Here is a 13,315-nt window from a genome sequence, read left to right as displayed (position 1 = left end):
GACCGCCGAGACCGGCTGACCCGGCCGGGACCCCGCCCATTCACGGGGTCCCGGCCGAGTCATGTCCTCAACGGCCGCAGACTCATCGCCCGGACCAGCCGCTCGTCGCGTCCCGGCACAGCAACCGCAGCGACCCGTCGCCCGCGAAGCACCGCCGCGCCTCGTCGATCGGGTCCCACAGCCGCCCGTCGGGCGTGCGGATCCAGTGGTCGCCGCCCGACGCCCACCACTCGGCCCCGGCCTGACGGGCGATCACCTCACCGGCGTACGCGCCGAGACCGCGCAGGGTGTTCTCCACGGCGGCGTACGGCGTCCGCTCACGACGCAGTTCCTCGATCATCCGGTCGACCCGCCACAGGCTCTGCGCCGAGTAGTCGAGTCGCAGTCGCGCTCCCTCGCGCATCGTCGCCACCGCGTCCGCCGCCCACCGCACCGGCTTGGTCGCGGCTGAGGGCCTGGTTTCCTGCTGAGTCGTCACATCCTGGAGAGCGTGGTCCCACTGCGTTTCGTCACCCGGATCCGGGGGTTGCCCGGGACCGGTGCAGGACCGCCCCACGTCCACCCCATGACAGTCACAGGACTCCCTCAGACAGCAGGTTTACGCGGGAGTGACGCTTCGCCGCTCCCGTGCGCTCCACTCACTGATGAGCATGTACTTCCATCTGCGAGCGGTGCCGCCCTCGGCACTGCGCAACAGCACGACCTGGTTCCAGCGTCAGTTCGAGGACGACTGGAACACCGTGCGGGAGCGGATCGGCCGGCATCGCGAGGAGGTGCTCGACCGGCGGTACGGCGACGTCGAGCTCCTCTACTCCGGCATCCCCCCGCACCACGCACCGGACGGCCCCCGCACGGACGTGGTCCTCGGCGGCCGCCCGGTCTTCCACCCCGACCCGTCCCTGCCACCGTTCCTGCTGCTCACCGCGGCCCAGGTGACCGGGGTGGCCGGGTATCTCAAGGCGGCCGACTTCGACGACCTGTGGCGCCGCGCACGCCCGAAACTGCTGCGGCCGTACGCCGCGAGGGACGCGGAACCCGAGGTGCGCGGCCTCTTCTCGGCGACCCACCGCGACCTGACCGCCTTCTACGCGCAGACGGCCGAGTACGGCGACGCGGTGGTGAAGTGGCTGGTGATCTGACGGCCCGGAGGCCGGGGCGGAAGGTCGGTCAGCTTCTCCCCCGAGCCCGCCGCGACACCACCGCCCGCAGCACCCGCCGCCCCTCCGTCGACACCTCGAGGGCCCGGCGCAGTCCGCCCGCGCCATGCCCGGCGAGGATCTCCAGGACGCTGACCTGACGGCGCAGTTCGGCGGCCACGAGCGGTGACATGCCCGCCGTACGGCCCTCGACGGGGGCGGCCCCTTCCGCGCGCGCCGCGCTGAGGGCCTCGGGGAGGGCGCCGGCCGAGGTCGCGTCGTCCTCCGCGGGGTCCAGGAGCCGGTGTATCTGGAGCGAGGCGACGGAGCAGGCGTCGGCCCAGATCCGCGCCTCGGCGGCGGACCGTACGGCCGGGGCGGCGGCCAGCATCCGCCGGGCGAGCAGGGCGGCCTCGTCCTCGACGTCCTCGTCGTCCACGATCTCGGCGACGCCCAGTTTCCCGCGCACCTGCTCCAGCAGTTCGCCCCACGCGGTCGGTTCCCCGCCCGCGGCGAGGTTCGCCCACAGCGGCCGCAGGACCTCGTCGTCACCGCCGAGCAACGGCACACACCGATCCAAACAAGCCAACCCGCTGGCGGCCAGTCCGCGTTCGTCGGCCTGAGCGATCAGTTCCACCAGGCTCATCCACGCCTCCCTAAGCGGGTCAGTCACGAGGGTCGGGGTCCCCGCACAGGCCCCTGGAAGGCCCCTTCCTTAACGGAGCCCACACCTCCCCTTACTGCGTGCGACGGCCCGCGAGTGTCACAGGGGTACGACACCGAGCCGGTCGAGCAGCCGAAAGAAGAGGTTTTCGGCCAATGGATCCGCTTCAGCGGTGAGTACGTCGATCAGCGACTCGGCGTTCACCTCGTGCCCCGCCTCGGCGGCCCAGCCGACGGCGCGCTCGGCGGCGTCACCGGGTTCGAGGAAGTAGTCCTCCAGCGTGAGCCCCTCGTTCCCGGCGTCGAGGTACCCGGCCATCGCGGCCCGCGCCAGACAGGTCGTCCAGGCCCCGCTCTCCGGCGCCGCCGCCTCCACCACCACGGAGGCGCTGTCCATGACGTATCCGAAGAGCGCGGGCGCCCCGGTCTCGCCGGACAGGGCGTTCATGCTCCCGATGTCGCCGTCCCCGCTCGGGTACTCCCAGACCTGCCAGCCGCCGGGCGCCTCCTCGCGCAGGGTCATCCCCTCGGCGCCGGCCAGCGCGTCCAGCTCCGCCAGCGGCCGCTCCCCGCGGCCCACGACGAAGTACCCCCAGTAGCCCATTCCGGTTCCCCCTGGCTGTTCCGTATGGCCAGGGCCGAATACACCACATTCGCACGGGGGTTCGCAGCCGTATCGGCCAATCCACAGCTCAGTTCAGCTGGTCCGCGAGCGCCTTGAACTCGGTCCAGGACAACTCCGGCTCACCCGCGTCCCACAGCTTCTGCACCGTCGCCCGCAGCGGCATCCGGATCCCGGCCGCGACCTGCTCCTGCGTCTGCGAGTTCGCCAGATCGCACCACACCGCGAAGGAACCGCCCAGGATCTGGTCGTCGTACGTCGCCGGCACGGCCGTCGTCCCGCGCAGGACCCGCGGCGTCCACTGCTCGTAGATGCGCTCACCCGTCGGATAGACGAAGGTCTGCGGCTCGCCGAGCACGTAGTAGAGGAACTCGTCGTTGTAGTTGATGACCTTCCGCCCCTCCCTCAGGTACTCCACCGGCACCCGCGCGCCGATCTCCTTGCCCGTCCAGTACGCCGCCTGGATGTCCTTGTCCGGCTGGACGGAGGTGCCCCGGAAGAACCCGTCGTTCCACGCGCGCGGGGTGCGGTCATGGGCGCGGACGGTGTCGGCGCGGTCGTTGAGCCATCCGGTGGCGAGGTCGGCGACGGTGCCGCCGGAGCCGTAGGCCTCCCGGGCGGCGGTGGCGAGCTGCGGGTAGGACGCCTCGGGATTCGAGACGACGAGCGCCTGGTACTCGTCGCCGCCGAGGTGCCACTGGCTCCCCGGGAAGAGCCCGGCGAACTCGTTCAGCAGGTCGTCGACGATCTCGGCGGACTCGGGCTTGGAGATGTCGACGGCGCCCCGCGTCGCGACACCGTTCACGTTGCGCAGCTGGAGATCGGGGTGCGCGGCGATGACGGCCCCCAGATGCCCGGGCGAGTCGATCTCGGGCACGACGGTGATGTGCCGGCTCTCGGCCAGCTGGACGATCTTCCGGACCTGCGCCTTGGTGAGGTGCTGCTGGGACACGATCTCGGGATGCGAGGCGGACTCGATACGGAAGCCCTGGTCGTCGGAGAAGTGCAGACCCAGCTGGTTGAACTTCAGGTCCCCCAGCTCCCGCACCCGGTCCTCGATCCAGTCCGCGGTGAAGTGCTTGCGGGCGATGTCGAGCATGAACCCGCGCACCGGCTTGGCCGGCTCGTCGCGCACGACGCCCTCCGGCGCCGTACCCCCGTCATGGACCTCCTGCTTCAGCGTCCGGGTCCCGTAGAAGACCCCCGCCTCACCGGGCCCGCTGATGGTCACGCGCCCACCGCGCACGGTCATGGAGTACGACTCCGGATCCGCGCCCTCGTCGTCGTTCAGGGCCAGCCGCACGTCCCCGGCCCGCACGTCGTCCTTCTCTCCGGCGTACGTCAGTCCCAGCTCACCGGCGATGAGCCGCCCCTCGTCGGCGAGCTCCGCGTCGTTCACGACGACCCGCTCCCCCTTCGCGGGGCGCCAGCCGGGGCCCCGGGCGGCGGTGTGGGAGGTGACGGCCGGGATGGTGCGCGGGGCCTTCGAGAGTGGATACGACCGGGTGGGTGACGGAGTCGGAGCCTTCTCCGGGGCGGGGGGAGAGGCGGCCTCGGACACGCCCGGGGCGGACCGTCGCTGCTCGGATCCGGCCGACCCGCCGTCGCCGCCGCCGACCAGGAGCCCAAGGCTCACTCCGGCCGCGACCGTCACCACGACCACCGCGACGATCAGCACCCACGTCTGCTTCAGCACGCTCTTGGCCGGTGCCCGGCGCCTGTGCTTGTGCTGGCTCACATCGCCAACCTAGGGCCTGCGAGCTCAGCTCGCCGTCCAGGGAACGCTCCGAAACTCTCCCGTTCGACTGAAATTCGGGCATCCGTCGGACACGTCACGTCCACACTCGGTAACGTGGCGCCACTCCTGCCCCAGAATCCCCTGTCGAAACCCACGTGACGCCCACACACCTTCCTGGCCGAGTCGCCATACCGTCGCTGCCCGAGCAGACCCGTACTCCACCGTCCCCGACCGCGCTGGAGTCTTTCAACACGGCCCCCGCCGACGAGCTCCGACAGGCCCTCCTCACCTGCCTGCGCAGCCCCCGCTGGGCCGACCGCATCGCCGACCACCGCCCCTACCCCGACGTCGACTCCCTGCTGGCCGCCTCCGACGAGGCGGCGTACGACCTGACCCCGGGCGACCTGACGCAGGCACTGGCAGGAGAAACGTTGCCGGTCCTCCCGAAGGGCGCGTACGGCGCGGCCCACACGGCACTCAGCGCCGCGAGCGCCGCCTACGAGGCCAGGTTCGGACACGCGTTCGTCATCTGCGTGGACGGCCTGACGCCGAACGAGGCCCTGGACCACGCACTGGCAGGCATCCGGTCACGATTGACAAACGATCCGGAAGAGGAGCGGGTCGTTGCGGCAGAGGAACTCCGGCGCCTGGCAAGAGGACGGTTGATCGATGTCCTCAGGGGCGCGGGGAACTGCGCGACCAGCCACAACGCGCCCGCACTCGGCAAATAACAGGACACCTCGGCCCCTTAGCCGCCAATACCCCATCCGCGTGCCACTTTGATCACATACCCAGCCCCCCGCTAAGCCGCGCAGCGCCACGTGGATACGATGCTGAGGGCCGGTGGACCGTACCCGGCCGGGCCCGACCGACAGCACAAGCCGGCGCGGCCCCAATCCCCGCTCCCGGAGGAACTTCCGTGCCGGCTGGAACGCTGTACCGCGGCCGGGAAGGAATGTGGTCCTGGGTGGCTCATCGAGTCACCGGCGTCCTCATTTTCTTCTTCCTGTTCGTTCACGTGCTGGACACCGCTCTCGTCCGTGTCTCCCCCGAGGACTACGACAAGGTCGTAGCCACGTACAAGACGCCGATCGTCGCGCTGCTGGAGTACGGCCTCGTCGCCGCCATCCTCTTTCACGCGCTCAACGGCCTGCGCGTCATCGCCGTCGACTTCTGGTCGAAGGGCCCGCGCTACCAGAAGCAGATGCTCTGGTCCGTCGTCGGCCTGTGGCTGGTGCTGATGCTCGGGGCGATCTACCCCGTTCTCGGCCACGCCGCTCGTGAACTGTTCGGGAGCTGACGCGTAAGCATGTCAAACAACACCGTCACCACTGAGAAGACCGCGGGTATCGGCCCGGTGGAGGGCGATTCCCTCTACAACGTCGACAACCCGGCCCCGTACATCGAGGCCCCGCGCAAGCGCACCAAGAAGACCCCGAGGTCCACCCGGGGCAACTTCGAGATGGCCGCCTGGCTGTTCATGCGCCTGTCCGGCATCGTGCTGGTCGTCCTCGTCCTCGGCCACCTGCTGATCCAGCTCGTGCTGGACGGCGGCGTCTCCAAGATCGGCTTCGCCTTCGTGGCCGGCCGCTGGGCCTCGCCGTTCTGGCAGGTCTGGGACCTGCTGATGCTGTGGCTCGCGATGCTGCACGGCGCCAACGGCCTGCGCACGGTCATCAACGACTACGCGGAGCGCGCGAACACCCGGCTGTGGCTGAAGGGCCTGCTCTACACCGCCACGGTGTTCACCATCCTGCTGGGCACGCTGGTGATCTTCACCTTCGACCCGAACATCCGCTAGGCACGGGGCTGAGGCAACCACTCATGAAGATCCACAAGTACGACACCGTCATCGTCGGCGCCGGTGGCGCCGGTATGCGCGCGGCCATCGAGTCCACGAAGCGCAGCCGTACCGCCGTACTGACGAAGCTCTACCCCACCCGCTCCCACACGGGCGCCGCGCAGGGCGGCATGGCCGCAGCGCTCGCCAACGTGGAGGAGGACAACTGGGAGTGGCACACCTTCGACACGGTCAAGGGCGGTGACTACCTGGTCGACCAGGACGCCGCCGAGATCCTGGCGAAGGAGGCCATCGACTCGGTCCTCGACCTGGAGAAGATGGGCCTGCCGTTCAACCGCACCCCGAACGGCACCATCGACCAGCGCCGCTTCGGCGGTCACAGCCGTAACCACGGTGAGGCCCCGGTCCGCCGGTCCTGCTACGCGGCCGACCGCACCGGCCACATGATCCTCCAGACGCTGTACCAGAACTGCGTGAAGGAGGGCGTGGAGTTCTTCAACGAGTTCTACGTCCTGGACCAGCTGATCACCGAGGTCGACGGCGTCAAGAAGTCCGCCGGTGTGGTCGCCTACGAGCTGGCCACCGGTGAGATCCACGTCTTCCAGGCGAAGGCCGTGATCTACGCGTCCGGCGGCTGCGGCAAGTTCTTCAAGGTGACGTCGAACGCGCACACGCTGACGGGTGACGGCCAGGCGGCGGTCTACCGCCGGGGCATCCCGCTGGAGGACATGGAGTTCTTCCAGTTCCACCCGACCGGCATCTGGCGCATGGGCATCCTGCTGACGGAAGGTGCCCGCGGTGAGGGCGGCATCCTCCGCAACAAGGACGGCGAGCGCTTCATGGAGAAGTACGCGCCGGTCATGAAGGACCTCGCGTCCCGTGACGTCGTCTCCCGCTCCATCTACACGGAGATCCGCGAGGGCCGCGGCTGCGGTCCCGAGGGCGACCACGTCTACCTGGATCTCACGCACCTCCCGCCGGAGCAGCTGGACGCCAAGCTGCCCGACATCACGGAGTTCGCGCGGACGTACCTCGGTATCGAGCCGTACACGGACCCGATCCCGATCCAGCCCACCGCGCACTACGCGATGGGCGGCATCCCGACGAACGTCGAGGGTGAGGTCCTCAGCGACAACACGACGGTCGTCCCGGGTCTGTACGCGGCCGGCGAGGTCGCCTGTGTGTCCGTCCACGGCGCCAACCGTCTGGGCACCAACAGCCTCCTCGACATCAACGTCTTCGGCCGTCGGGCCGGCATCGCGGCCGCGGAGTACAGCCAGAAGGCGGACTACGTGGAGCTGCCGGAGAACCCGGCGGAGCTGGTGATCGACCAGGTGGAGCGCCTGCGCACCTCCACCGGCACCGAGCGCGTGGCGACGCTCCGCAAGGAGCTCCAGGAGACCATGGACGCCAACGTCATGGTGTTCCGCACGGAGCAGACCATCAAGACGGCGGTCGAGAAGATCGCGGAGCTGCGCGAGCGCTACCGGAACGTCTCGATCCAGGACAAGGGCAAGCGGTTCAACACGGACCTGCTGGAGGCCATCGAGCTGGGCAACCTGCTCGACCTGGCCGAGGTCATGGCCGTGTCCGCGCTGGCCCGCAAGGAGTCCCGCGGCGGTCACTACCGCGAGGACTACCCGAACCGGGACGACGTCAACTTCATGCGCCACACCATGGCGTACCGCGAGGTGGGCGACGACGGCGCCGAGTCCATCCGTCTCGACTACAAGCCGGTCGTCCAGACCCGCTACCAGCCGATGGAGCGTAAGTACTGATGGCTACCCCCGTTATGGACAAGGTGGAGGCAGAGTCCGCCGCGTCCCCCTACATCACGGTCACCTTCCGGGTCCGCCGCTTCAACCCGGAGATCTCGGCCGAGGCGACCTGGGAAGACTTCCAGCTGGAGATCGACCCGAAGGAGCGCGTCCTCGACGGTCTCCACAAGATCAAGTGGGACATCGACGGCACGCTGACCTTCCGCCGTTCCTGCGCCCACGGCATCTGCGGCTCGGACGCGATGAGGATCAACGGCAAGAACCGCCTTGCCTGCAAGACCCTCATCAAGGACATCAACCCCGAGAAGCCGATCACGGTCGAGCCCATCAAGGGCCTGACGGTCCTGAAGGACCTCGTGGTCGACATGGAGCCGTTCTTCCAGGCGTACCGGGACGTCATGCCCTTCCTCATCACGAAGGACACGAACGAGCCCACGCGTGAGCGTTTCCAGACGGCCGAGGACCGCGAGCGCTTCGACGACACGACGAAGTGCATCCTCTGCGCCGCCTGCACCTCGTCCTGCCCGGTCTTCTGGAACGACGGCCAGTACTTCGGCCCGGCGGCCATCGTCAACGCGCACCGCTTCATCTTCGACTCGCGTGACGAGGCCGGCGAGCAGCGTCTGGAGATCCTCAACGAGAAGGACGGCGTCTGGCGCTGCCGCACGACCTTCAACTGCACGGACGCCTGCCCGCGCGGTATCGAGGTCACGAAGGCGATCGCCGAGGTCAAGAAGGCACTGATCACGCGCCGCTTCTGAGGTCGTCTCAGGTATGGGTTTCCGTACTACGGCTGTGCGGGCCCCGTTTCCCGGTTCGGTACCGGGGGCGGGGCCCTCGCCTTTCCCGAGGTTCCCAACGGCTGTGGCTGGAAGGGCGGTTGAGGTAGTTGAGACTTCAAGACAGACTGCGCTCATGGCACTCCTGAGAAAGGCGGCCGCCGCCCTGTCGGCCACGGCCGCCCTCCTGCTCGCGATACCCCCCACTGCCTCCGCAGCCCCCGTCTCCCGGCCGACGCTCGCCCACGAGAACTTCGACCGCCTCCCTCTGGGGCCGGTGTCGGCGGGGCGCGGCTGGACGACCGACGCCTCCGACGGCACCCTGACCGTCACCCCGAGCACCACGGGCCGCCCCGGCCGCGAACTCCGCCTCCACACCGAGGGCAACGGCCGGGCCTTCCTGGTCTTCCCCGACCTCACCGCCCCCGGCAACAGCTACTGGGCCCGTCTGCGCCTGCGGGTGGACGCCTTCCCGACGGCCCCCGACTGGGCGCACTGGACCCTCGCCGAGGCGTCCGGTTCGGACTCCCCCACCCTCGTGCGCCCCCTCGGCGGCCAGTACGCCCCCACCGCCCACGGCAACTTCTGGGGCGTGGGCTCCGACCTCGGTCCCACGGGCGACTGGACATCCTGGAAGACCTCGGCACCGGCCACGGCCGCCCAGTGGCAGTGCGTGGAGTTCCACCTGGATGCCCGCGACAACCGCGTCACGGTCTACTTCGACGGCGTCGAGCAGCCCGACCTCACCGTCTCCACGAACCAGCACGGCGGCACATCGGATCCCTTCACCTTCCCCGCCCTCGACAAGCTGAAGCTGGGCTGGCAGCTCTACCAGGCCGCCCCGACGCCGTCGTCGTACGACATCCGGATGGACGACATCGCGGTGAGTACGCGGCGGGTGGGGGGTTGCGAGGGCTGACGGTCAGGACCGATCCGGCCTGTACTCGAACAGGGCGGGCAGGCCCTCGCGATCGGTCGACGACTCCATCGACATGACGACCCGCCGACCGCACGCGTCACCCACCCGCCTCATGAACGCCTCCACGACGAGGACCTCCGACGCTCCCACGACATCCGCGGGATCGAAGGTGAACTCGATCTCCGAAGGGTCGAAGAAGTAGCTGGTGAACCAGATGCCGTCGATCCGCACGGACAACGCCGCCGAGTCCCGGCCGCTCTCCTCCAGCGCGGCGAACAGCGCCGCCGCGCCGGAGCGGAGCAGCGTGTCCCCGAGGGGATGCGTGGTCGAGAAGACGACCTCCCACTCCGACTCCGTCAGCGCGGAGATCACGCGGTCCCACTCCTCGACCTCGACGGACAGGACCCACACGTCGCGCAGCGCGCCGTCCACCACGAAGATCTCGTCGTCGGACAACGAGACCCCCCTCCGCACGGGTCCCGTCACAGCTGGCTCAGGATCGTCGGGTCCGTGATCCTCGTGTCGTCGGCCAGCATCATCGCCTTGCTGAGGATCACCGCCAGCATCCGGTCGCCCTCGTAGGGCAGGTAACCCGCCTGCGGGGCGGCCGGGCCGGACTTGGGCACGATGCACAGGTACTGGTCGTTCGGGGTCATGAGGATGTTGCCCGAGCCGAGGTGGATCTTGTACGTGTGGCGTTCGCCCTTCACATGCAGGAAGCGGCCCTCGATGGTGCAGCGGTCGGCGATCGCCAGCCTCGGTATCAGGCGTTCGAGGAGGCCCCGGCGGGTCTCCGCGCTCGCGCCCAGTTCGCCGAAGCCGTACGACGTCCAGTACTCCCGGAAGCGGCCGTCGGGGCCGCCGTCCTGCCAGGTCGGGTCGTTGCCGACGCTCGCCACGCCGACGAACAGGTCCACGTCGCGCAGGACTTCGGACAGGACCAGGGGCGGGATGTCCGTCAGGGGCAGCGGTTCGACCGGGTCGGCGCCGTCGCGCAGCCACATGCGGTACTCGCCGCCGCAGCAGTGCGCCGAGTTCTGCGGGGCGTCGACCGGGTAGAAGCGGACCTGGTCGGTGCGCAGGCGCAGGAAGCTGCCGGAGTCGGTGATGTCCTCGTAGTGCTCGCCGTCGTCGCCCGCGATCCAGTACTCGGCGCGCAGACCCCACTGGGGCAGCTCCCGGACGGCGGGCGGTGCCTCGTCGTCGACGGCCAGGCGGAGCTTGTTGCGCCAGCCCCGGATCGCGGCCAGGGAGTGGAACTGGTGCTGGCGCAGGAAGTGCGCCGCGAACCGGTTCGAGTAGGTCCCCGTAGCCCGCTCGGCGTCCGTCAGCAGGTACACCTCGCGGTGGGCCTGCTTGAAGGGCTGGGTGATGCCGTGCCGCTCCAGCCAGTCGCGCCAGGCGACGATCTCGGCGGGTTCGTGGCCGGCCGGGTGCCAGAGTTCGACGTGGGTGCCCCCGGTCACCGGTGTGTCGGCCGGCGTGCGCAGCTCGCCGTCCGCGTATCCGACCGTCGTCCCGTCGACCGTCCAGAGCAGACGGCGGGCCAGGGTGCCGACCAGGGGGTGGTCGAGGTAGCGCTCGCGCCAGGCGGCATACGGCCAGCGGCGGCGGGCCAGGAACTGGCGGTCCAGGCGCTCGCTCTGCGCGGAGAGCATCTTGTCGATGTCCTTGACCGCCGCCTTCAGCTCCTTGAGCTCGTCGGCGTGGTCGCGCCGTACGGCGGCGGGGACGCTCTTCACCGTCTTGCCGCTCGCGTTGCGCCAGCTCAGTACGGCCTTGGGGCCCCGGACTTCGAGCAGCGCCGTGACCTCGCCGAACCGGTGCTCCGCCTGGCCCACCTCCCGTCAGGCCGTAGGCCGGTACGGCCAGTTCCTCGATCTCCTCACGGCTCAGCCCCATCGCCTTCGCGCGGGTGTCCAGCGCGGTGTTGAGGAGCTTGAGCGTGCCCTTGAAGGTGACGCGGGTGGCCAGGCGGGCCAGTTCGGCGAGGGCCGCCTCGCCGTCGATGCGGGCCAGGGCGTTGACCGCGGCGTTGGCGACCTTGGGGTTCACCGGGCCGAGGCCCGAGACCTTGCGCAGACAGGTCTCGGCGAGGGCGCCCAGGGTGCGGGCGGTCTCGGGGTGCGCGGGGAGGAGGGAGAGCAGCCAGGCGAGGCCGCGCAGCGCGTCGGCATTGTACGGGTCGAAGGTGGTGTTGGGGTCGGGTCCATAGCGCGGTTCGAGCAGGGGGCGGGTACGCGGCCTGCCCACCAGCCCGAGCCAGGGCAGCAGCCGCTCGCGCACCTCGTCGGCGCCGAGGGGCTCGATCAGCGCGCGGCCGGTCTTGTCCCACTTGGCGGAGGGGCGGGCGGCGGTGGCGGTGGCCGCGTGCGCGAGCAGGTGCCGCCAGCCGTCGCCGAGTTCGTCCGCCTCGGCGAGGGCCCGGTCGGACCATGCCTCGCCCGGGTTCACCGCCGGGCCGTCGAGCTGCGCCACCAGTGCTCCCAGGGTCTTCTTGCCGTTCCACAGCGTCAGATACGAACGGCGGACGACGGCGACGAACTCGCCGGGCAGCTCCCGCCCGTCGGCCTGCTCCAGTTCGGCGAGCCGGATCAGCTGGCCGGTGTCGTAGTGCACGTCCTGCTCCGCGGCCAGGCCGATCAGCGCGGCCCTGGTGTCGAGCGGCTGCCCCTCGACGGCGTAGCGCATCGTCCGGAGGCAGGCGAACACGCTCACGATGTGGCGGCGTGGCGGGGAGCCGGGTTCCAGTTCGTGGTAGCGGACGGCCAGCCGGTGCACGAGCTCCTTCTGGAACGGGTCGCCCGCGGCGAGGATCGCGTGGAAGACCTTCTGGCCGTCCCCGCTCCAGTGGCCGCCGTTCGTCTCGGCGAGCCCGAGCAGTTCCGGGACGAGGGATTCGATGTCCTCGGCCGCGACGAGGTCGACGACCCCACCGACCAACTCGGCGTACTCGGACCTCGAGTAGGTCATCAGCCACCCACCAGTGCCACGAGCTTCAGGAACGTGATCTCTGTGCCGAGCGCGAGCTCGATCTCCTCGTCGGGGTCGGTGACCTGACGGTCCCCCACGAGGACCAGGAAGCCGTTGCCCGCGAAGGCCTGGAGCGCGAGCTCGGTCTGTGCCTCGGGGTCTATCCGGCGGGCCGTGCGCATCGCGTACCCGTTCACCACGCGCTCGGCGTCCTGCGGCTGCACGAGGCCCTGGAACACCTCCGGTGTACGCGCGTTGTACTCGGCGACCTCCTGGAACACCCGGCACCGGATCAGTTCGCGCACGGTGAGCCGCTCCTCGGCGATCTCCAGCCCCCAGCCGTCGCTGCGGCTCCCGCTTGTCGTCTCGTCGACGAACGTCACGATTCCCATGACGACGACAGTACGAGCCACCACTGACAATCACCGGTTCCGGCCGATCATCGCCTTACCCTGACGGTATGTCAGATGACGAGTCGTACGAACTGCTCGGGTTCGACAACGTGCTGCTGCCGGTCGGCGACCTCGGCGAGGCCGTCCGCTTCTACGAGCGCGCCGGGTTCACGGTCGGGTTCCGGCTCGACGAGGCCGGGATCGCCCTGCTCAAGGTCGGCGGCGAGACGCCCGGGATCCTGCTGCGCGCCGAGGACGCGATGGGACACCGGCCGCCTTCCTGGCCCTCCTCCCGCGTCTGGCTGGAGGTGCCGGACGCGCGGGCGGCGGCGGGGACGCTGCGCGACGCGGGCATCGAGCCGCTCGACGAGCCCTTCTCCGGCGCGACCGGCTGGACCGTCGAGATCGCCGACCCCTGGGGGAACGTCACCGGGTTCACGGACTACTCCAAGCGGCCGGAGCTCGGGCGCAGACCGTGACGCCACCCTCGGCAGGGACGTGACGGAGCGTCGGG

At 69.9% G+C, this 13,315-nt stretch carries 16 protein-coding genes; 9 read left to right on the top strand and 7 right to left on the bottom strand.

Annotated elements, in window-relative coordinates; genetic code table 11:
* Positions 1–82: 82 nt before the first annotated feature.
* Positions 83–478 carry a hypothetical protein gene (locus ABIE67_RS29000; RefSeq protein WP_370263704.1) on the bottom strand — a complete coding sequence of 132 codons (396 nt, stop codon included), beginning with the start codon at positions 476–478 and terminating at the stop codon, positions 83–85.
* Between the two features lie 166 nt (positions 479–644).
* Between ABIE67_RS29000 and ABIE67_RS28995 the strand changes: the two genes are divergently transcribed.
* Entirely contained in the window at positions 645–1,139 is a 495-nt protein-coding gene (locus ABIE67_RS28995; RefSeq protein WP_370263699.1) for a DUF1877 family protein, read from the top strand.
* Positions 1,140–1,167: 28 nt separating this feature from the next.
* Here ABIE67_RS28995 and ABIE67_RS28990 read toward each other — a convergent pair whose 3' ends face one another.
* The 3 genes from ABIE67_RS28990 to ABIE67_RS28980 form a co-directional block, all read right to left on the bottom strand.
* Entirely contained in the window at positions 1,168–1,782 is a 615-nt protein-coding gene (locus ABIE67_RS28990) for a hypothetical protein (protein WP_370263694.1), read from the bottom strand.
* A 117-nt stretch (positions 1,783–1,899) separates the two neighbouring features.
* Entirely contained in the window at positions 1,900–2,403 is a 504-nt protein-coding gene (locus ABIE67_RS28985; protein WP_370263690.1) for a hypothetical protein, read from the bottom strand.
* Positions 2,404–2,491: 88 nt separating this feature from the next.
* Entirely contained in the window at positions 2,492–4,099 is a 1,608-nt protein-coding gene (locus tag ABIE67_RS28980; protein ID WP_370269046.1) for a glycoside hydrolase family 20 protein, read from the bottom strand.
* A 215-nt stretch (positions 4,100–4,314) separates the two neighbouring features.
* Here ABIE67_RS28980 and ABIE67_RS28975 point away from each other — a divergent pair, with 215 nt between their 5' ends.
* From ABIE67_RS28975 to ABIE67_RS28950, 6 genes are all read left to right on the top strand, one after another.
* Positions 4,315–4,890 (top strand): 2-oxo-4-hydroxy-4-carboxy-5-ureidoimidazoline decarboxylase, encoded by a 576-nt coding sequence (locus ABIE67_RS28975; RefSeq protein WP_370263686.1) that lies wholly within the window; start codon positions 4,315–4,317, stop codon positions 4,888–4,890.
* 188 nt (positions 4,891–5,078) lie between these two features.
* Entirely contained in the window at positions 5,079–5,459 is a 381-nt protein-coding gene (gene sdhC / locus ABIE67_RS28970; protein WP_078504082.1) for a succinate dehydrogenase, cytochrome b556 subunit, read from the top strand.
* 9 nt (positions 5,460–5,468) lie between these two features.
* Entirely contained in the window at positions 5,469–5,960 is a 492-nt protein-coding gene (locus ABIE67_RS28965; protein ID WP_370263678.1) for a succinate dehydrogenase hydrophobic membrane anchor subunit, read from the top strand.
* A 23-nt stretch (positions 5,961–5,983) separates the two neighbouring features.
* The gene (sdhA, locus tag ABIE67_RS28960) at positions 5,984–7,738 is read left to right on the top strand and encodes a succinate dehydrogenase flavoprotein subunit (protein ID WP_370263675.1); all 1,755 of its coding nucleotides are present in this window, start codon (positions 5,984–5,986) and stop codon (positions 7,736–7,738) included.
* Positions 7,738–8,499 (top strand): succinate dehydrogenase iron-sulfur subunit, encoded by a 762-nt coding sequence (locus tag ABIE67_RS28955; protein ID WP_370263671.1) that lies wholly within the window; start codon positions 7,738–7,740, stop codon positions 8,497–8,499. Before sdhA ends, ABIE67_RS28955 begins: the two co-directional genes overlap by 1 nt.
* A gap of 154 nt (positions 8,500–8,653) precedes the next feature.
* Positions 8,654–9,436 (top strand): hypothetical protein, encoded by a 783-nt coding sequence (locus ABIE67_RS28950; RefSeq protein ID WP_370263666.1) that lies wholly within the window; start codon positions 8,654–8,656, stop codon positions 9,434–9,436.
* 3 nt (positions 9,437–9,439) lie between these two features.
* On the opposite strand, the gene ABIE67_RS28945 is transcribed toward ABIE67_RS28950, so the two are convergent.
* Both ABIE67_RS28945 and ABIE67_RS28940 read right to left on the bottom strand, forming a co-directional pair.
* A complete protein-coding gene (locus tag ABIE67_RS28945; RefSeq protein ID WP_370263664.1) occupies positions 9,440–9,892 on the bottom strand; it encodes a hypothetical protein in 453 nt (150 codons plus the stop codon).
* 26 nt (positions 9,893–9,918) lie between these two features.
* A complete protein-coding gene (locus tag ABIE67_RS28940; RefSeq protein ID WP_370263661.1) occupies positions 9,919–11,277 on the bottom strand; it encodes a DUF4132 domain-containing protein in 1,359 nt (452 codons plus the stop codon).
* Positions 11,278–11,806: 529 nt separating this feature from the next.
* Between ABIE67_RS28940 and ABIE67_RS28935 the strand changes: the two genes are divergently transcribed.
* Positions 11,807–12,496: a hypothetical protein gene (locus tag ABIE67_RS28935; protein ID WP_370263657.1), complete on the top strand. Its 690-nt coding sequence runs from the start codon at positions 11,807–11,809 to the stop codon at positions 12,494–12,496.
* Here the strand turns inward: ABIE67_RS28935 and ABIE67_RS28930 are convergent.
* Entirely contained in the window at positions 12,409–12,801 is a 393-nt protein-coding gene (locus tag ABIE67_RS28930) for a hypothetical protein (protein WP_370263654.1), read from the bottom strand. The two genes, ABIE67_RS28935 and ABIE67_RS28930, sit on opposite strands and share 88 nt — an antisense overlap.
* Before the next feature lie 68 nt (positions 12,802–12,869).
* On the opposite strand from ABIE67_RS28930, the gene ABIE67_RS28925 reads away from it, so the two are divergent.
* A complete protein-coding gene (locus tag ABIE67_RS28925; RefSeq protein WP_370263652.1) occupies positions 12,870–13,280 on the top strand; it encodes a VOC family protein in 411 nt (136 codons plus the stop codon).
* The last annotated feature ends 35 nt before the right edge of the window (positions 13,281–13,315 follow it).

This window comes from Streptomyces sp. V4I8 (assembly GCF_041261225.1).
GTDB lineage: Bacteria > Actinomycetota > Actinomycetes > Streptomycetales > Streptomycetaceae > Streptomyces.
Note: the sequence above shows the minus strand (reverse complement) of the source record. Positions and strands in the feature narration are given on the sequence as shown.